Here is a 17,462-nt window from a genome sequence, read left to right on the forward strand (position 1 = left end):
TTCGCAGGGATGGCGGGCTATGCCGGGGCGCCGGAGGTGAAGCGGCGGAGGAGGGGGGAGAGGACCAGGACCGACTTGGTGCGCTCCACGAAGGGTTCGCCCGCGATGCGTTCCAGGACCCGCTCGAAGTGCCGCATGTCGGAGGCGAAGACCTGGACGAGGGCGTCCGCGTCGCCGGTGACGGTCGACGCGGACACCACCTCGGGGTACCGCTCCAACCCCCGCCGGATGTCGTCCGGCGAGGTGTTGTGGCGGCAGTAGATCTCGATGAAGCCCTCGGTCTCCCAGCCCATGGCGGCGGGGTCGACCCGGACGGTGAAGCCGGTGATGGCTCCCTCCGCGCGCAGCCGGTCCACGCGCCGCTTGACGGCGGGGGCGGAGAGGCCGACCTCGGAGCCGATGTCCGCGTAGGAGCGGCGGGCGTCCTCGGCGAGGGCGTGCACGATGCGTTCGTCGAGATCGTTCAATCGCACTGCGGGTGGATCACTTCTCTGCTGTGGCCACTTCTTCCGTGGCCAGTCGGGAGCGGCGGATGCCGTACAGGAAGTAGAACACGAGGCCCACGATCATCCAGCCACCGAAGACCATCCAGGTGGCGCTGTCGAGCTCGAACATCATGTAGCCGCAGGCGAGGGCGCCGAGGATCGGGGTGACGGGGAAGAGCGCCACCTTGAAGGTGCGCGGCATGTCGGGGCGGGTCCTGCGCAGGATGACCACGGCGACGTTGACCAGGCCGAAGGCGAAGAGGGTGCCGATGCTGGTGGCGTCGGCGAGCTTGCCGAGCGGGATGAAGGCCGCGAGGACGCCGCAGAAGAGGGAGACGATGACCACGTTGGCGCGGGGGGCGCCGGTCTTGTCGTCGACCTTGGCGAAGACCTTGGGGACGAGGCCGTCGCGGGACATCGCGAAGAGGATGCGGGTCTGGCCGTAGAGGACGGCGAAGACGACGGAGAAGATCGCGACGATGGCGCCGGCGGCGAGGACGACGCCCCAGACGCTGGTGCCGGTGACGTCGGTCATGATCTGGGCGAGCGCGGCCTCGGTGCCCTCGAAGTCCTTCCAGGGCATGGCGCCGACGGCGACGAAGGCGACCAGGACGTAGAGGACGGTGACGATGGCCAGCGACAGCATGATCGCGCGCGGCAGGTCCTTCTTCGGGTCCTTGGCTTCCTCACCGGCGGTGGAGGCGGCGTCGAAGCCGATGTAGGAGAAGAAGAGGGTGGAGGCGCCGGCGGCGATGCCGCTCATGCCGAGGGGGGCGAGCGGGGCGTAGTTGCCGGCCTTGATGCCCATGACGCCGATGCCGATGAAGAGCAGCAGGGTGACGATCTTCACGCCGACCATGATCGAGTTGACGGTGGCGCTCTCCTTGGCGCCGCGCATCAGGAAGACCATGGAGAGCAGGACGACGAGCAGGGCCGGGAGGTTGATGAACCCGCCGTCGCCCAGCGGCGCGGAGACCGAGTCGGGGATGGTGACGCCTATGGTCCCGTCGAGGAACTCGTTGAGGTACTGGCCCCAGCCGACGGCCACGGCGGCGACGGAGACGGCGTACTCCAGGACCAGGCACCAGCCGCAGATCCAGGCGATGAGCTCGCCCATGGTGGCGTACGCGTAGGAGTACGAGGAGCCGGAGACCGGGACGGAGCCCGCCAGCTCGGCGTAGGAGAGGGCCGAGAACAGGGCGGTCAGGCCCGCGAGGATGAAGGAGATCGTCACGGCGGGGCCGGCCTTGGGGGCGGCGGTGCCGAGGACGACGAAGATGCCGGTGCCGAGGGTGGCACCGATGCTGATCATGGTCAGCTGCCACATGGTGAGCGAGCGGCGCAGCGTGCCGCCCTCGCCCTGCCCGCCCTCGGAGACAAGCTGCTCGACCGGCTTGCGGCGGAGCAGCGGGTTCGCGGGCTTGCGCGTCTCCTGGGAGAGCGGGGGTGCCTGGCCCTGATCGAGCACGAGGGGACTCCTTTGACACTGCGGATGGGGACTGAGGCATCGACCGCAGCGGTCCGGGCAGGACACAGACAAGAGTCTGGGCATGGGGAACCGCCGAGCAGGCGGTCCGCGCCACTCCACGTACAGCGAGTGAGCCTACGAGCTGAGAGATACCGCCCGTAATGCACCATCCTTGCACATTGGCGCACGATCGTTGCGCGGATCTGTCCTGCATGGCCCTTTGTTGCACACAGATGATCGATCGGTGCGCCGACCGCCCCTGCCCGCCGTTCTTGACAGCCCGTCAGAATTGCCGCAGCGTGCCGCCATGGATGCCGACCACACGGCCATGACCTGGCTCGATCCGGGGCCGTTCCTGCGCGGGGTCGCCTGGCTCGACCCGTCCCGCCGGCCGGTGCGCGCCGACCCCGCCGACACCATGCGGCTGCCCTGGGACACCGGGGAGCGGGCGACGCTGCCGATCGGGGTGCGGCTGGAGTTCACCGCGGCCGGGGCGCAGGCGGTGGAGATCCGCTACCGCGCGACCGTCCCCGGCCCCACGGACGCCCTGCACGACCTCGCGCACGGCTTCGCGCTGTGGGACCGCCACGGGGTGATCCGCGAGGTGTGGACCGACCCCGCCCCCGAGGCCGTCGTGCGCATCGACCTGCCCGGCGGGCCCGGGCCCTTCACCGTCCACCCGCCCGAGGCACAGTCGCCGCTGGTCCTGGGGCTGCGCTCCATCGGCGGGAGCATCGCCCCGGCCCCGCCTGCCCCGCGCTGGGTGGTGCACGGCGACTCCATCACCGAGGGCTGGTGGTCCACCCGGCCCGCGCACGGCTGGCCCGCCGTCGCCGGGCGGGCGCTCGGCTGGGACACCGTGAACCTCGGGTACGCGGGCGCCGCGCGCGGGGAGCTGGCCACCGCCGAACAGCTCGCGGACCTGCCCGCCGACGCGCTCACCCTCGCCTTCGGCACCAACTGCTGGACCCGGGTGCCGCATTCTGCGCCCCTGCTGTACGAGACCACGCGCGCCTTCCTCGACCTGATCCGGCAGGGGCATCCGCAGACGCCGCTGCTGCTGCTCTCGCCCGTACTGCGGCCCGACGCCGAGCGGACCCCGAACCGGCTGGGCGCCACCCTGGGCGCCCTGCGCGACGCGATGGAGCGGGCCGTCCGGGAGCGGATCGCCGCCGGAGACGGCCGGCTGGTCCTGCTGCCGGGCCGTGACCTGCTGGGACCCGAGCACCTGGCGGACGGACTGCACCCCAACGACGCCGGACACCGGGTTCTGGGCCTTGCTGTGGCCACGGCCCTGCGGCGGGCCGGGTTCGACGCGGGCTGAGTGAGACAGCCCACACCGATCGGCTTGAACAGACCGGGCCTCCCCCGGCGTGTCCTTTGCACAGTTGCCGGCGCACCGCGGACGCGGCGCCGCCGGACACGACACGGACACAGCACACGGGAGAGATCACGATGGGCATCAAGCGCGGAACCACCCTGGCCGCCGTGGCAGTCGCCGTCGCACTGACCGCCACGGCCTGCGGCGGGGACGACACCAAGGCCGGCGCCGCCAAGCCCGCCGGGGCCGCCGCCCAGGCCGCGGGATCCGGCTACGGCTCCGACTACGGCGCGGGCTCGGCCGCCCCCGCGGGCGGCGGCGCGGCGGCCGACAGCGGCGCCAAGCCGGCCGGACAGCTGGCCGTCGCCCAGAACGAGCAGGTGGGGCAGGTCCTCACCGACAGCGCCGGCTTCACCCTGTACCGCTTCGACAAGGACACCGCGAAGCCGCCGAAGTCCAACTGCGACGGCGACTGCGCCAAGGCCTGGCCCGTGGTCGCGGCCGGCGACGCCACCGCCGCCACCGGGATGGACGCCTCGCTGCTCGGCGAGGTGGTCCGCACCGACGGCAGCAAGCAGCTGACCGTGGCCGGCTGGCCCGTGTACCGCTACGCCAAGGACACCAAGGCGGGCGACGTGAACGGACAGGGCGTCGGCGGCACCTGGTTCGCGTTCGCACCCGACGGCAAGAAGGCGGCGAAGCCGGCGGGCGGGGGCTCCGGCTCGGACGCGGGGTCGGGTTCGGGATCGGGGGCCGGTTACGGCTCCGGGGCGGGGGCCCAGCCGGCCCAGGGCGCGCTGTCCGTCGCCAAGGACCCCAAGCTCGGCGACCACATCGTCGACGGCAACGGCATGACCGTCTACCGCTTCAAGAAGGACACCGCCTGGCCGATGGCGTCCAACTGCACCGGCGACTGCGTGGCCAAGTGGCCGGTGGTGCCCCCGGTGGACAAGGCCAACGCCAAGGGCATCGTGGAGAAGGGCTTCTCGGTGCTCGACCGGCCCGACGGCAAGAAGCAGCAGAGCATCGACTGCTGGCCCGTCTACACCTTCACCGGCGACAAGAAGCCGGGCGACATCAACGGCCAGGGCGTCGGCGGCACCTGGTACGCCGTCTCGCCGGACGGCAAGCTGATCACGACCTCGTAACCGCCCCTTCCTCCACTCCTCCTCCTGCTCCTCCTGCTCCTCCTGCTCCTCCTCCGCCCACCCCTCCCCCACCTCGGACCGCGCGGCCCCCCGCCTCCCCCTCCCCCCGGCGGGCGGGCCGCGCACCGTTCCACCCGGGCGCGCCGCTCCCTAGACTCCCTCGCATGCTGCGCGTACTGGCCGTGGACGACGAGAAGCCGCTCCTCGAGGAACTCCTGTATCTGCTGCGCTCCGACCCGCGCGTGACCAGCGCCGAGGGCGCCTCGGACGCCACCGGGGCCCTGCGCCGGATCACCCGGGCGCTGGAGACAGGCCCGGACGGGCCCGACGGCATCGACGTGGTCTTCCTCGACATCCACATGGCCGGGCTGACCGGCCTGGACATCGCCCGCCTGCTGGCCGGGTTCGCGCAGCCGCCGCTGGTCGTCTTCGTCACCGCCCACGAGGGCTTCGCCGTCCAGGCCTTCGACCTCAAGGCCGTCGACTACGTACTGAAGCCCGTGCGCCCGGAGCGGCTGGCCGAGGCCGTCCGCCGGGCCTGCGCCCAGCTCGACCGGTCCGCCGCCGCCGGGCAGCCGGCGGTCCCGGCCCAGCGCCACCCCGCCCCCGGCCCGGCCCCCGCCCCGGCAGCGGCGGCCGGGGCCCGCGCCGGCGCCGACCGCGGACCGGACCAGATCGCCGTCGAACTCGGCGGCGTCACCCGGTTCGTGGCGATCGCCGACATCGCCTACGTCGAGGCCCAGGGCGACTACGCCCGCCTGCACACCGACGCCGGCAGCCACCTCGTCCGCATCCCGCTGTCCACCCTGGAGGAGCGCTGGGCCGCGCGCGGGTTCGTGCGCATCCACCGCCGGCACCTGGTGGCCCTGCGCCGGATCGACGAGCTCCGGCTCGACGCCGGCACCACCAGCGTCCGCATCGGCACGGCCGAACTCCAGGTCAGCCGCCGCCACGCCCGCCAGCTGCGCGACCTGCTGATGCAGCAGGCGACGGGCTGACCGGGCCCGCGGGGCCGACCGTCCGGCGCGCGGAGATGCCGTTCGTCGCGCCGCGGGGGGCGTACGGCGCGCCAGCGGTGCCGTCGGTCGCAGGGCGGGGTACGCCGGGCGGCGAAATCGGCGGCCGCACCTATCGTTGACCCGCGGGTCATGAGGGAGCACGGGGGGTGCGGATGGCCGAGATCCAGGCGCTGCTCGACGCGGTGGCCGAGCTGCCCGGCACCCGGCCCGCCGGGCCCGCGGAGGCCGAGGTGCTCCTCGCCGGGCTGCGCAGTGCCGCCGCCCGCTGGGCCGACGTGCTCTACGAGGCGAACGAGGGGGCCCGGCGGCAGCTGCCGCCGCGGGCGGAGGCCGCGCTGCGGCTGGCGTTCCGGCGCGCCGAGGACTCGTACGTGGAGCTGGAGATCGCGCTGAGGGACTGCACGGAGCACCGCGACCCCGCGGTGTGACCCGGCCCGTGTGCGGGGGGCGGGGAGCCGCGCGCCCCCTCGGCCGGGCCCGGTCCAAAGCCGGCCGCCGTGCTCTGATCCCGCGGGATCGCGCCTGGATCGCGCCGGGATCGCGCCTGGATCCTGCCTGTTGCCGCTCCGATACCCTGCGTAGACTCCGGTCACTCCTCCCCTCCCCGGCCGAAGGACCTCCGGTGAACCAGACGTACGCGCTGACCGCGGTCACCGTCGTCGTCCTGGCCACCGTCTCCGTCGGTGCGCTGGGGTTGCGGATATCGCGGACCACCTCGGACTTCTACGTCGCCTCGCGCACCGTGGGGCCCCGGCTGAACGCCGCCGCCATCAGCGGGGAGTACCTCTCCGCAGCCTCCTTCATGGGGGTCGCGGGACTGGTGATGCTCAAGGGGCCCGAGATGCTCTGGTACCCGCTGGGCTACACCGCCGGCTACCTGGTGCTGCTGGCGCTGGTGGCGGCCCCGCTGCGGCGCTCGGGTGCGTACACGCTGCCCGACTTCGCCGAGGCCCGCCTGGAGTCGCAGGGCGTGCGCCGCATCGCGGTGCTGTTCGTGGTGGGGGTCGGCTGGCTGTACCTCCTGCCGCAGTTGCAGGGCGCCGGGCTGACCCTGGAGATCCTGACCGGGGCGCCGCACTGGGCGGGCGGGGTCGTCGTCGCCGTCGTGGTGACCGGGGCCGTGGCCGCCGGCGGGATGCGGAGCATCACCTTCGTCCAGGCCTTCCAGTACTGGCTGAAGCTCACCGCGCTGCTGGTGCCCGCCTTCTTCCTGCTGGCCGCGTGGGCCGGGGACGGCGCGCCGCGGGCCTCGTTCGACGCGCCGGCCGTCTTCCGCGAGCGCACCGCGGTCACGGTGGCCGAGGACGTACGGCTGGACCTGGACGGGCCGGTCGGGCTGACCGTGAGCGGGCGGGTCGACGGCCGGTCGTACGACGCGGCCCCGCTGCTGCTGGACCCCGGGGAGCACCTGGTCCGGGCCGGGACCCGGCTGGAGTTCCTCGCGGACAGCCGGGTGCCGCAGTCCCGGCCCGCAGCCGGGCCGGGGCCGTCGCGCTGGTCGCAGCCGCCGGGCGGGGACCGGCCGGAGTTCGCCCTGTACGCGACGTACGGGCTGATCGTGGCCACCTTCCTCGGCACCATGGGCCTGCCGCACGTCGCGGTGCGCTTCTACACCAGCCCCAACGGGCCGGCCGCGCGCCGCACCACGCTGGCCGTGCTCGCCCTGCTCGGCTGCTTCTACCTGCTGCCCCCGGTGTACGGGGTCCTCGGCCGGACCTACGTGCCCGAACTCGCCCTGACCGGGGACGCGGACGCGGCCGTGCTGGTGCTGCCGGAGCGGATGCTCGGCGGGGTGCTCGGCGAGCTGCTGGGGGCGCTGCTGGCCGGGGGCGCGTTCGCGGCGTTCCTGTCGACGGCCTCGGGGCTGACGATGGCGGTGGCCGGGGTGCTCCACCAGGACGTGCTGGCGCGGCGCGGGGTGCGCACGTTCCGCTTCGCGGCGGTGGTGGCGGTCCTGGTGCCGCTGGGCGGGAGCATGGCGCTGGCCGAGGTGCCGGTGGCGGATGCGGTGGGGCTGGCGTTCGCGGTGTCGGCCTCGTCGTTCTGCCCGCTGCTGGTGCTGGGCATCTGGTGGCGCGGGCTGACCCCGCCGGGCGCCGTGGCCGGGCTGATCGCCGGCGGCGGCGCGGCGCTGGGCGCGGTGCTGGCCACGCGGGCCGGGCTGGCGCCGACGGGCTGGCCGCACGCGCTGCTGGCGTGGCCGGCGGCCTGGTCGGTGCCGCTGGGCTTCCTGACGATGGTGCTGGTCTCGCTGGCCACCCGCTCGCGGATCCCGGCCGGGACGGCGGCGACCCTGGCCCGGCTGCACCTGCCGGAGGCCGTGACCGGGGCCCCGCCGGGGGTCGGCGCGTGACCGCGGCGGTGCTCGCGGCCTGGGCGGTGGCGGCCGCGCCGGTGCTGCTGGGGCTGGGCTGGGCGGGCGGCCGGTGGCACGCGCGGCGCGGCGAGCGGACGGCCGGGCTGGACCTCGGGACCCCGGTGGAGCGGGCCACGTTCCACACCCTGCACACCGCGTCGCTGGCCGCGCCCCCGCTGCGCGCCGGGCTGACCGAGGACGCGGCCCGCAAGGCGGCGCGGCGGCTGCGGTCGCTGCTGGGGACCGAGGCACTGTGCCTGACGGACCGGGAAGCGGTGCTGGCCTGGGACGGGCCGGGAGCCGACCACCACCAGCGGCGGGCGATGGCCCGGGTGGCGGTCATGCTGGCCTCCGGGCGGAGCCAGAGCGTGCGCACGGAGTGCCCGCGGCCCGACTGCCCGCTGAAGTGGGCCGTGGTCGCCCCGCTGACGGGTGAGGACGGGGTGCTGGGGGCGCTGGTGGCGTACGGATCGCGCGAGTCGGCGGTGCTGGTGCGGGCGGCGACCGAGGTGGCGCGCTGGGTGTCGGTGCAGTTGGAGCTGTCCGAGCTGGACCGCTCGCGGACCCGGCTGATGGAGGCGGAGATCAAGGCGCTGAGGGCGCAGATCTCGCCGCACTTCATCTTCAACTCGCTCGCCGCGATCGCCTCGTTCGTGCGGACCGATCCGGAGCGGGCCCGGGACCTGCTGCTGGAGTTCGCGGACTTCACGCGCTACTCCTTCCGGCGGCACGGCGAGTTCACCACGCTGGCGGAGGAGCTGCGCTCCATCGAGCAGTACCTGGCGCTGGCCGGGGCGCGCTTCGGCGACCGGCTGAAGGTGACCTTGCAGGTGGCCCCGGAGGTGCTGCCGGTGGCGCTGCCGTTCCTGTGCCTGCAGCCGCTGGTGGAGAACGCGGTCAAGCACGGGGTGGAGGACTCCACCGGCGAGTGCCTGATCACCATCGCGGCGCGGGACGCGGGGGCGGAGGCGGTGATCACGATCGAGGACAACGGGGTCGGGATGGACCCGGCGCTGCTGCGGCGGATCCTGGCCGGGGACCGGCCCGCGTCGTCCTCGGGCATAGGACTGCCCAACGTGGACGAGCGGATGCGGCAGGTGTACGGGGACGACTACGGGCTCGTGATCGAAACGGGGGTCGGTGCCGGGATGAAGGTGACCGTCCGGATCCCGAAGTACCGGGCGGGCGTCCATCCTTCGGTGCCGCCCGTCGGTCCGGCCGGGCCCGATCGCAGCGGGCCGCGGGGCGCCGCGTCCTGACCGGCGGGGCGGGCGGGCGCTGCCGCTGCGCGGAGCCGTTCCCCTACCCGCCCCTTCCCGAAACCGTGGCCTGCGGCCCCGGACCCCGCTCGCCTCAAGCGCCGGCGGGGCTGAAAAACCCGGCCGCTCCGCGCCCGGTGCGCTCAAACGCCGCGCGGGCTGGAAGATCCAGCCCCACCGGGGAAGATCCAGCCCCGCCGGCGATTGAGGCGCGGAGGCCCGGGGGCGGAGCCCCCGCAGCGGCGCCGCACCGCGGGACCGGGGCCGGGCCCCGGTCGGGGCTAGCTCCAGCTGGCGTGCAGCGGCTTGCCCTCGGCGTAGCCCGCGGCCGACTGGACGCCGACGACGGCCCGCTCGGCGAACTCCTCCAGGGAGCCCGCGCCCGCGTAGGTGCAGGAGGAGCGGACACCGGCGATGATCGAGTCGATCAGGTCCTCGACGCCGGGGCGCTGCGGGTCCAGGAACATCCGCGAGGTGGAGATGCCCTCCTCGAACAGCGCCTTGCGGGCGCGGTCGTAGGCGGACTCCTCCGAGGTGCGGTTGCGCACGGCGCGGGCGGAGGCCATGCCGAAGGACTCCTTGTACAGGCGCCCGTCGGCGGCCTGCTGGAGGTCGCCCGGGGACTCGTACGTACCGGCGAACCAGGAGCCGATCATCACGTTGGACGCGCCGGCGGCCAGGGCCATCGCCACGTCGCGCGGGTGGCGGACGCCTCCGTCGGCCCAGACGTGCTTGCCGTACTTCTTGGCCTCGGCCGCGCACTCCAGCACCGCGGAGAACTGCGGGCGGCCCACGCCGGTCATCATGCGGGTGGTGCACATGGCGCCGGGGCCCACACCGACCTTGATGATGTCGGCGCCGGCGTCGATCAGGTCCTTGACGCCCTCGGCGGCGACGATGTTGCCCGCGACGATCGGGACCTGCGGGTCCAGGGCGCGCACGGCCTTGATCGCGGTGATCATCGACTCCTGGTGGCCGTGGGCCGTGTCGATGACGAGCGTGTCCACGCCCGCGTCGAGCAGCTGCTTGGCCTTGCCCACGTAGTCGCCGTTGATGCCGATGGCGGCGGCGATGCGCAGGTTGCCCTTGGCGTCGGTGGCCGGCGTGTACAGGGTCGCACGCAGGGCGCCCTTGCGGGTGAGGATGCCGACGAGCCTGCCGTCCTTGTCGACGGCCGGGGCCAGCTTGCGGTGGCCGGCGTCGAGCTGGTTGAAGGCCTCGCGGGGGTCGATGTCGGCGTCGATGAGCAGGAGCTCCTTCGACATGACCTCGGAGAGCTGGGTGAAGCGGTCCACGCCGTTCAGGTCGTGGTCGGTGACCACGCCGATCGGGCGGTTGTCGGCGTCGACGACGACGCCGGCGCCGTGGGCCCGCTTGGGCAGCAGGGAGAGCGCGTCGGCGACGGTCTGGGTGGGCGCCAGCGTGATCGGGGTGTCGAGCACGTGGTGGCGGGTCTTGACCCAGGAGATGACGTCGGTGACGACCTCGATCGGGATGTCCTGCGGGATGACCACGATGCCGCCGCGGCGGGCGACCGTCTCGGCCATCCGGCGTCCGGCGATGGCGGTCATGTTCGCCACGACGAGCGGAATGGTGGTGCCGGTGCCGTCGGGGGACGCGAGGTCCACGCCCTGGCGGGAACCGACCGCGGAACGGCTCGGCACCATGAATACGTCGTCGTACGTCAGGTCGTACGGCGGCTTCTGGTCATTGAGGAAACGCACGTGCAGAACATCCCAGTCGAGTCGGAGGATCCCGTCATACCCAGGAAGGGCAGCCGAGGAAACGCACGTACTTCATTCTCCCACGACCTGGCATCAATGCCGCCCAGGCTGATCGTCCAGGACATACCGGACCCCGTGGTGTCTTCCTACGGGACATTCGGCCCGGACCGGCGGACAAGGGGAGGGAGCGGGGGAAGACCGGTGCCGGCAGGGGCGCCCGCCGCCGGTCGCCGGTGGATCGGCGCGCTGCGGCCGGTCAGGGGGCGGGCGGTGGCGCCGTGGCGGGCCGCGGTGAGCTCCGCGGCGATCGCCAGGGCCGTCTCCTCCGGGGTGGCTCCGCCCAGGTCGAGGCCGATGGGCGAGCGCAGCCGGGCCAGGGCGGCGTCGGGGACGCCCTGCGCGCGCAGCCGCCGCTCGCGGTCGGCGTGGGTGCGCCCGGAGCCCATGGCGCCCACGTACCCCAGCGGGAGCCGCAGGGCCAGCGCGAGCAGCGGTACGTCGAACTTGGCGTCGTGGGTCAGTACGCAGACCGCGGTACGGGAGTCCAGCCGGCCGGCCTCGGCCTCCGCGGCCAGGTGGCGGTGCGGCCAGTCCACGACGACCTCGTGGGCGTCGGGGAAGCGGGCGGGCGTGGCGAAGACGGGGCGGGCGTCGCACACGGTGACCCGGTGGCCGAGGAAGGCCCCGACCCGCGCCAGGGCCGCGGCGAAGTCCACGGCCCCGTAGACGATCAGCCGGGGCGGCTCGGCGGCCGACTCGACCAGCAGGGTCAGCGGCTGCCCGCACAGCCCGCCTGCAGTGCCGAGCTCGGCGGTGCCGGTGCGCCCGGCGAGCAGCAGCGCGCGCACCCGGTCGGCGGCCGCCCGGTCCAGGGCCTCGCCCCCGCCCAGGCCGCCCTCGTACGAGCCGTCGGCCTGGACGGCGAGGGCCCTGCCGAGCTGCGGCGGCGGCCCGCTGACCACCCGGGCCAGCGCGGCGCGGACGCCGCGGGCGGAGGCCCCCAGGACGGAGCCGAGCACGGGGCGCACCGGGTCCTGCCCCCGGACCGGCGTGACCAGGACGTCCAGGATCCCGCCGCAGGTCAGACCGACGGCGAAGGCGTCGTCGTCGCTGTAGCCGAAGCGGTGCAGGCCGCCCCGGCCGGAGGCGATCGCGTCGAGGCACAGCTCGTGCACCGCGGACTCGACGCAGCCTCCGGACAGGGAGCCGAGCGCGGTGCCGTCGGCGTCGACGGCGAGGGAGGCGCCCGGGCCCCGCGGTGCGCTGCCGGTGACGGCGACCACGGTGGCCAGGGCGAAGTCCCGGTGCGCGGCGCACCACGCGCGGAGTTCCTCGGCGATGTCCAGCATCAGCGGATGTACTCGCGTCTCGGGCTCTGGCCGGGGATCAGCGGCCGGGGCGGCAGGACCGGCGGCGGGCCGGTCCGGGCGGGTGCGGCGGCGGGTGCGGTGCCGGCGGGGGCCGTGGCGCCCGGCCGGACGGGCAGGGCGGTGGCGCGGGCGGGGATGTGGGAGGCGCGGGCCGGGCCGGGGTGTCCGGCGGGCACGCGGCCGCGGGCGCCGAGGAGCATCGAGGCGTGGGCGACACTCGCGAGCGTGGCGTGGTGGTGCCAGCCACGGAAGGAGCGGCCCTCGAAATCACGGATGCCTACGGGTTCGCAGGTCTCGGTGAAATCGAGGGATACCCGGTCGGTGAGTTTGGCGAGCAGGAACAGCTGCGCCAGGGGCCGGTCGCCGATGTTGGTGATCCAGAACTCGGAGGGCAGCAGGGCCGCCTCGGTCCAGGCGCCGACGAGGAGCAGCGGGGTCGGCGGCAGCGGCACGGGTCGGTCCTCGCCGCCGGCGGCGAGGATGGCGGCCGAGGTCAGCAGGGTCACTGCACCCTCGGCGCGGCCGTGGCGGGTCCATTCGACGACCCGGCGCTGGGAGCGCATGGAGTCGATGAGTTCGCGGGCGGGCGCGGTGTGCGGTCCGGGCCGCTGCCGGCCGGCGCCGCCGAAGGAGACGGGCAGCGACCCGTCGACCTTGAACACGAACGGGATGTCCTGGAGGGTGAAGGACTCCACGCAGGCCGCCATGTCGGAGTTGGCGACCTCCATCACCACGGGCCGGCGCTGGAGCTGCCAGGTGGCGGCCATGCGCTGGACGGCGTGGACGGCGTCCTGGGCGGGTGTGAGCGAGCGGGCCGTGTCGGGGATGCCGGCCCGGCGGCGGCGCAGGAGTTCGCCGGTCCAGGGTGCGGGCAGGGTGAGCGTCCATTCGACGGGGAAGCTGGCCTCGCTGGAGGCGAGCCAGATTCCGCTGGCCTGCTGGCAGTTGGCGGTGCGGCCGAGCTGGGGCACGAACTGCCGGCCGACGCCGACGGAGCGGTCGCCCGCCTTCTCGATGACCATGGGGCGGACCACCCAGGCCAGCGGGCGCTGGGAGGTGCGTTCGAGGTACTGGGCGAGCGAGCGCCGTACGGGGGTCCAGTCCCACGGCGACTTGCTGATGAACTGCTGGAGGCTCTGCTCGACGGAACTCGCCCCGGTTCCGGCGATGTTGCGGATCGTTTTCTTCCCGCTGGTACGCACCAGGCCGTTGAGGTATACGCGGGCCCAGTTTCGCTGGTCCCGCCTGGGTAATGATTCGAAGAAAAGAGAGATCAGGACGTCGATCAATTCGGAGATTTCCTTGGCGGATTCCTCCGGCAGCACTGCGCGAGCCATCTTTGGGCCTCCCCCGCGACCACTAGATCCAATACCCTACTTGACCGTGCAGAACGGCCGTAGGGCCCGGCGGCTACTTCCTGAGGTCGCTGACAGAATCGAGCCGCTCTTCCTCTACCACGAGGGGGATCGGGATCTGGTTCGCCGCATAGTAGAGCGCAATCAGGAAGTGTGCGACGAGAGTGAGCGTTGCGGAGAAGAGGGACAGGATGACGGTCAGGGGGTAGGCGATCGCGCCGAGTCCGAAGCGCATCCGGGTGGCTCGGGCGCCGTCCTTGTCCACGCGCTCGTGGAACAGGTGGCCCACGCGGGTGACGTACCACCAGAAGGCCAGGAACGCCAAGGCATAGGCGACGGTGACCGAACTGTAGAGGACGGCGGCCGAGTTGGCGGAGCTGCCGCCCTCGACGAGGTGCTCGGCGAGGACGGTGGTGGTGTACGGAATCACCGACACCATCATCAGCACCAGGAGATTCAGGAACAACAGCGGCCGGTCCACCCGCTTCAGGTGGCTGAAGATGGTGTGGTGATTCACCCACATCACGCCGATGATGAGGAAACTCACCACGTACGCCGCATAGTGCGGCCATTGTTCCCCGACCCCGTGCCAGAAATCGGAGCCGGTTCCCTCCGGAACCTTGAGCTCCAGAACGAGGATCGTGATGATGATGGCGAAAACACCGTCACTGAATGCCTCGACCCTGCCGGTTTCGCGTTCCATGACCTCCCCTTTGCCTATTCCTTGCACGTGCGGGGAGGGCGCTTCCCCGCCCTCCCCGCACACGCTACCCAGATGAGCGCGGTCAGCCCCCGAAGCCGGCCGTCTGGCGCCAGATCCGGCCATCGCGGACCACCAGTGTCCCGAATGCGTGCTCCGGCTCTCCGTTCAGGTTCATGATCGCCCGGTAGAAGATCGTGTCGTCGGTCTCGACGTACTCCTGGAGTTCGACGAGCGTGGGCTTCACCGCAAGGTAGCCGGTGAAGGTCTCGCGCACGGCGTCGATGCCGACGGAGGCCCCCTCGAAGCGCAGGAGCACGGCGTCGTCGGTGTAGTTCTTCATCACCGCCTCGATGTCCAGGGCGGCCAGCGCCTCCATCTGGCGCACGAAGACCGGGTGCAGCTTGGAGATGTCGTACTGGGCCATGTCGACTCCGTCTCAACTCGTGGCGGTGGGTTGCGAGGTGGTTTCAGCAGGTGGTTCGGCGCAGGCGGCGGCCGTGGTGAGCGGCAGCCGGACGACCATCCGGGTCTCCCCGGGACGGGAGCGGGCCGTGAGCGAGCCGCGGTGGCGCTGGGTCACGATGCGGTAGCTGAGGTGCAGGCCCAGGCCCGTGCCCTTGCCCACGTCCTTGGTGGTGTAGAAGGGCTCGAAGATCCGCGGGAGGGACTCCTCGGGGATGCCCCGACCGCTGTCGGCGACCTCCACCACCAGGCAGGCGCCCTCGGCCCGCACCCGCAGGGTGAGGGTCCCGGCGCCCTCCATGGCCTCGGCCGCGTTGTCCACCAGGTTGGTCCACACCTGGTTCAACTCGCTCGGGTAGCCCGTCAGTTCGGGCAGGTCCGGTTCGTACTCCCGCACGATGGTGATGCCGGAGAGCTTCGAACGCAGCACGACCAGCGTGTTCTCCAGCCCGTCGGGCACCGAGAAGCGCTGCTCGGGCGCCCGGTCGAGATTGGCGTAATCGCGGGTGGCGGCGACCAGGTGCGAGATCCTCGGGCCCGCCGCCCGCAGCTCCGCGGCCAGCGACCGGATCTCCAGCAGGGCCGCGAGGTGGTCGAGGGCGGCCGGCAGGGCCGGGCCGCCGATCCCCTCCAGCCGCTCCAGCAGCCAGGCCAGTTCCAGCCCGAGGTCCGCGACGCCCGCGCCGAGCAGCCCGGGGCGCTCGGCGCCCGCCTCCTCGGCCCAGTCGGCGACCTCCTCCTCGGCGTCCGCCTGGGCGAGCGGGTCCGTGGTCGCCGGCGGCGGCAGCTTGTCCAGCTCCTCGGCCAGCCCGTCCAGGACGGCGCGCTCCGCGCCCGAGGCGGCGGCGCCCCAGGCGTGCGCGCTGCGGGTGAGCCGGTCCAGGGCCGGTGCGAGCTCCTGGGCGGCCCGGGCGACCGCGGCCGCGGGGTTGTTCAGCTCGTGCGCGAGGCCCGCGGCCAGGGTGCCGAGCGCCTCGACGGTGGCCCGCTTGCGGGCCTGCACCTCGGAGGACTTGATCCGCCAGGCCAGCACCGGGATCAGGACGGCCGCCACCCCGTTGCAGCGGGTCAGCATCTCGAAGAACACCGGCTTCGCGTAGGCCACGACGGTGGTCGCGGGACCGCTCGCGGACGCGGTGGCCACGTACGCGCCGTCGGTCAGCAGCGGCAGCTCGCCGGTGAACCGGTGGGCGGCCGAGGGCTTGCCGTCGTGCTCCTCGGCGGCGGCGCTCTCCTCCTCGGTGGAGTGCCGGGTCAGCACCTCCTCGCGGCCGTCGACGACCTTGGTGACCACCAGGCCCCCCGAGAGCAGGACGTGGAAGCCGGTGGCCTCCTCGCCGTCGCGGAAGAGCACCTCCCCGTCGGCGAGGACCCGCGGCCGGGAGACCGAGACCAGCCAGTCGAGCTGCTCCTCCGTGAGCGCCGCGAAGATCTCCAGTCCGCGCAGGGCCGCGCGCAGCCCGCCCCCGCCTTCCGTGCCGTCGTTCATGCCGTACTCCCTTCGGCCCGGATGCGGGCGGCCAGCCGCAGCGTGACGAGCAGGGCCAGTGCGCACACCGCGGCGACGGCGGCCATGAAGCCGACCGAGGTGCGCTGCAGGCCGTGGATGTTGGTCAGCAGCCCGGCGAGGACCGCCGGGACGCTCATGGCGAGGTACGCGAAGACGTACACGGCGGCGGTCAGCCCGCCGCGGTGCGCCGGCTCGGCGAGCGCGCTCAGCGCCCGGAAGGCGCCCAGGAACGCCGCGCCCCAGCCGCTGCCCAGGACCGCCGTGCCCGCGAGGAACACGGGGGCCGAGCGCAGGCCCAGCGCGAGCAGGACCAGGGCGAGCCCGGCCAGCAGCCCGCACAGGCCGAGGACGGCGGTGCGCAGCGCCTCGGTGGAGCCCAGCAGCAGCTGGGCGGCGGTGGCGGCGCCGGCGAGCAGGGCCACGGTGGCCCCGCCGAGGAGGTAGTTGCTGCTGTGCAGCAGCGACAGGGCCAGGTGCGGGCCCAGCGAGAGGTAGAAGCCGCCGACCGACCAGACGGCGACGATGGTGAGCACGAGGACGGCGAAGCGGCCGCGCACGGCGGCCGGGACCCCGATCCGACGGACCCCGATCCGCCGGACCCCGCTTTGCCGCACACCCGCCCCGCCGGTGCGCCGGGCGTCTCCCGGGGCCAGGGGTGCGCTCTCCCGCATCCGGACCACCCCGGCCAGGGCGACCAGGAAGGCGGCGCCGAGCAGCAGGTAGCTGAGCACGGTCGGGGCGGGGGCGTACTGCACCAGCAGCCCGGCCCCGATCCCGCCCAGCCCGATCCCCACCGTCGGCCCCGCGCTGTTGACCTGGGCGCCGAGCGCGGGCCGCGAGCGGGGGCTGAGCTCGAGCAGGGCCGCCCCCATCGCCCCGGTGGCCACGCCGACGGCGAGCCCCTGCACGGCGCGGGCCGCGAGGAGCAGCCCGAGGCCGCGGGCCGCCGCGAACAGGCCCATGGAGACGACCGCCAGGACCAGGCCGGCGCCCAGCACGGGGCGCCGGCCCAGGGTGTCCGAGAGGGACCCGAACAGCAGCAGCCCGAGCAGCACGGTGACCGCGTACAGGGCGAAGACGACGGTGACCATCCCGGAGGACAGCCCCCATCTCTGCTGGTAGAGCACGTACAGGGCGGAGGGTACGGAGGAGGAGAGCATCAGCAGGACGAGGACGGCGCCCACCACCCAGAAGCCGGAGCCTGCGCTCCCGGCGCCGGGCCGGGTCTCCGGGCGGGGCGGCGCCGCCCCCGGGGTCGTCCTGGACAAGTCGGCCACTGCAA

At 73.6% G+C, this 17,462-nt stretch carries 15 protein-coding genes; 6 read left to right on the forward strand and 9 right to left on the reverse strand.

Annotation, left to right across the window (positions count from 1 at the left end):
* Positions 1–17: 17 nt before the first annotated feature.
* Both AB0953_RS27020 and AB0953_RS27025 read right to left on the reverse strand, forming a co-directional pair.
* The gene (locus AB0953_RS27020; protein ID WP_007262967.1) at positions 18–473 is read right to left on the reverse strand and encodes an Lrp/AsnC family transcriptional regulator; all 456 of its coding nucleotides are present in this window, start codon (positions 471–473) and stop codon (positions 18–20) included.
* A gap of 10 nt (positions 474–483) precedes the next feature.
* Positions 484–1,953 carry an amino acid permease gene (locus AB0953_RS27025; protein ID WP_366862166.1) on the reverse strand — a complete coding sequence of 490 codons (1,470 nt, stop codon included), beginning with the start codon at positions 1,951–1,953 and terminating at the stop codon, positions 484–486.
* Between the two features lie 328 nt (positions 1,954–2,281).
* Here AB0953_RS27025 and AB0953_RS27030 point away from each other — a divergent pair, with 328 nt between their 5' ends.
* The 6 genes from AB0953_RS27030 to AB0953_RS27055 all read left to right on the forward strand — a co-directional run bounded on the left by AB0953_RS27030 (position 2,282) and on the right by AB0953_RS27055 (position 9,056).
* On the forward strand, positions 2,282–3,277 hold the full coding sequence (locus AB0953_RS27030; protein ID WP_366862255.1) for a GDSL-type esterase/lipase family protein: 996 nt from the start codon (positions 2,282–2,284) through the stop codon (positions 3,275–3,277).
* A gap of 131 nt (positions 3,278–3,408) precedes the next feature.
* Entirely contained in the window at positions 3,409–4,422 is a 1,014-nt protein-coding gene (locus tag AB0953_RS27035; protein ID WP_366862167.1) for an SCO0930 family lipoprotein, read from the forward strand.
* 164 nt (positions 4,423–4,586) lie between these two features.
* Positions 4,587–5,420, forward strand: a complete 834-nt coding sequence (locus tag AB0953_RS27040) for a LytTR family DNA-binding domain-containing protein (RefSeq protein WP_366862168.1) — start codon at positions 4,587–4,589, stop codon at positions 5,418–5,420.
* 173 nt (positions 5,421–5,593) lie between these two features.
* Complete coding sequence (locus tag AB0953_RS27045) at positions 5,594–5,869, forward strand: hypothetical protein (protein WP_366862169.1); 276 nt, start codon at positions 5,594–5,596, stop codon at positions 5,867–5,869.
* Positions 5,870–6,063: 194 nt separating this feature from the next.
* Positions 6,064–7,794 (forward strand): cation acetate symporter, encoded by a 1,731-nt coding sequence (locus AB0953_RS27050; protein ID WP_366862170.1) that lies wholly within the window; start codon positions 6,064–6,066, stop codon positions 7,792–7,794.
* Positions 7,791–9,056 (forward strand): histidine kinase, encoded by a 1,266-nt coding sequence (locus AB0953_RS27055; RefSeq protein WP_366862172.1) that lies wholly within the window; start codon positions 7,791–7,793, stop codon positions 9,054–9,056. The genes AB0953_RS27050 and AB0953_RS27055 overlap by 4 nt, the downstream gene beginning before the upstream one ends.
* A 281-nt stretch (positions 9,057–9,337) precedes the next feature.
* Here the strand turns inward: AB0953_RS27055 and AB0953_RS27060 are convergent, their stop codons facing one another.
* The 7 genes from AB0953_RS27060 to AB0953_RS27090 all read right to left on the reverse strand — a co-directional run bounded on the left by AB0953_RS27060 (position 9,338) and on the right by AB0953_RS27090 (position 17,448).
* The gene (locus AB0953_RS27060; protein WP_366862173.1) at positions 9,338–10,780 is read right to left on the reverse strand and encodes a GuaB1 family IMP dehydrogenase-related protein; all 1,443 of its coding nucleotides are present in this window, start codon (positions 10,778–10,780) and stop codon (positions 9,338–9,340) included.
* A 146-nt stretch (positions 10,781–10,926) separates the two neighbouring features.
* Positions 10,927–12,129 (reverse strand): XdhC family protein, encoded by a 1,203-nt coding sequence (locus AB0953_RS27065; RefSeq protein ID WP_366862174.1) that lies wholly within the window; start codon positions 12,127–12,129, stop codon positions 10,927–10,929.
* A complete protein-coding gene (locus AB0953_RS27070) occupies positions 12,129–13,487 on the reverse strand; it encodes a transposase (RefSeq protein WP_366862175.1) in 1,359 nt (452 codons plus the stop codon). Before AB0953_RS27070 ends, AB0953_RS27065 begins: the two co-directional genes overlap by 1 nt.
* A 73-nt stretch (positions 13,488–13,560) precedes the next feature.
* On the reverse strand, positions 13,561–14,208 hold the full coding sequence (locus AB0953_RS27075; RefSeq protein WP_366862176.1) for a TMEM175 family protein: 648 nt from the start codon (positions 14,206–14,208) through the stop codon (positions 13,561–13,563).
* A gap of 82 nt (positions 14,209–14,290) precedes the next feature.
* Positions 14,291–14,632, reverse strand: coding sequence for a nuclear transport factor 2 family protein (locus tag AB0953_RS27080; RefSeq protein ID WP_366862177.1), 342 nt, complete (start codon positions 14,630–14,632; stop codon positions 14,291–14,293).
* Positions 14,633–14,644: 12 nt separating this feature from the next.
* The gene (locus AB0953_RS27085) at positions 14,645–16,159 is read right to left on the reverse strand and encodes an ATP-binding protein (RefSeq protein ID WP_366862178.1); all 1,515 of its coding nucleotides are present in this window, start codon (positions 16,157–16,159) and stop codon (positions 14,645–14,647) included.
* The gene (locus tag AB0953_RS27090; RefSeq protein WP_366862179.1) at positions 16,156–17,448 is read right to left on the reverse strand and encodes an MFS transporter; all 1,293 of its coding nucleotides are present in this window, start codon (positions 17,446–17,448) and stop codon (positions 16,156–16,158) included. Before AB0953_RS27090 ends, AB0953_RS27085 begins: the two co-directional genes overlap by 4 nt.
* Positions 17,449–17,462 lie beyond the last annotated feature (14 nt).

This window comes from Streptomyces sp. NPDC046866, assembly GCF_040704625.1.
Taxonomy (GTDB): domain Bacteria; phylum Actinomycetota; class Actinomycetes; order Streptomycetales; family Streptomycetaceae; genus Streptomyces.

Coding starts and splice junctions, on each gene's coding strand:
- AB0953_RS27030 (WP_366862255.1), top strand. CDS start 2,282: ATGACCTGGCTCGATCCGGGGCCGTTCCTGCGCGGGGTCGCCTGGCTC.
- AB0953_RS27035 (WP_366862167.1), top strand. CDS start 3,409: ATGGGCATCAAGCGCGGAACCACCCTGGCCGCCGTGGCAGTCGCCGTC.
- AB0953_RS27040 (WP_366862168.1), top strand. CDS start 4,587: ATGCTGCGCGTACTGGCCGTGGACGACGAGAAGCCGCTCCTCGAGGAA.
- AB0953_RS27045 (WP_366862169.1), top strand. CDS start 5,594: ATGGCCGAGATCCAGGCGCTGCTCGACGCGGTGGCCGAGCTGCCCGGC.
- AB0953_RS27065 (WP_366862174.1), bottom strand. CDS start 12,129: ATGCTGGACATCGCCGAGGAACTCCGCGCGTGGTGCGCCGCGCACCGG.
- AB0953_RS27070 (WP_366862175.1), bottom strand. CDS start 13,487: ATGGCTCGCGCAGTGCTGCCGGAGGAATCCGCCAAGGAAATCTCCGAA.
- AB0953_RS27075 (WP_366862176.1), bottom strand. CDS start 14,208: ATGGAACGCGAAACCGGCAGGGTCGAGGCATTCAGTGACGGTGTTTTC.
- AB0953_RS27080 (WP_366862177.1), bottom strand. CDS start 14,632: ATGGCCCAGTACGACATCTCCAAGCTGCACCCGGTCTTCGTGCGCCAG.
- AB0953_RS27085 (WP_366862178.1), bottom strand. CDS start 16,159: ATGAACGACGGCACGGAAGGCGGGGGCGGGCTGCGCGCGGCCCTGCGC.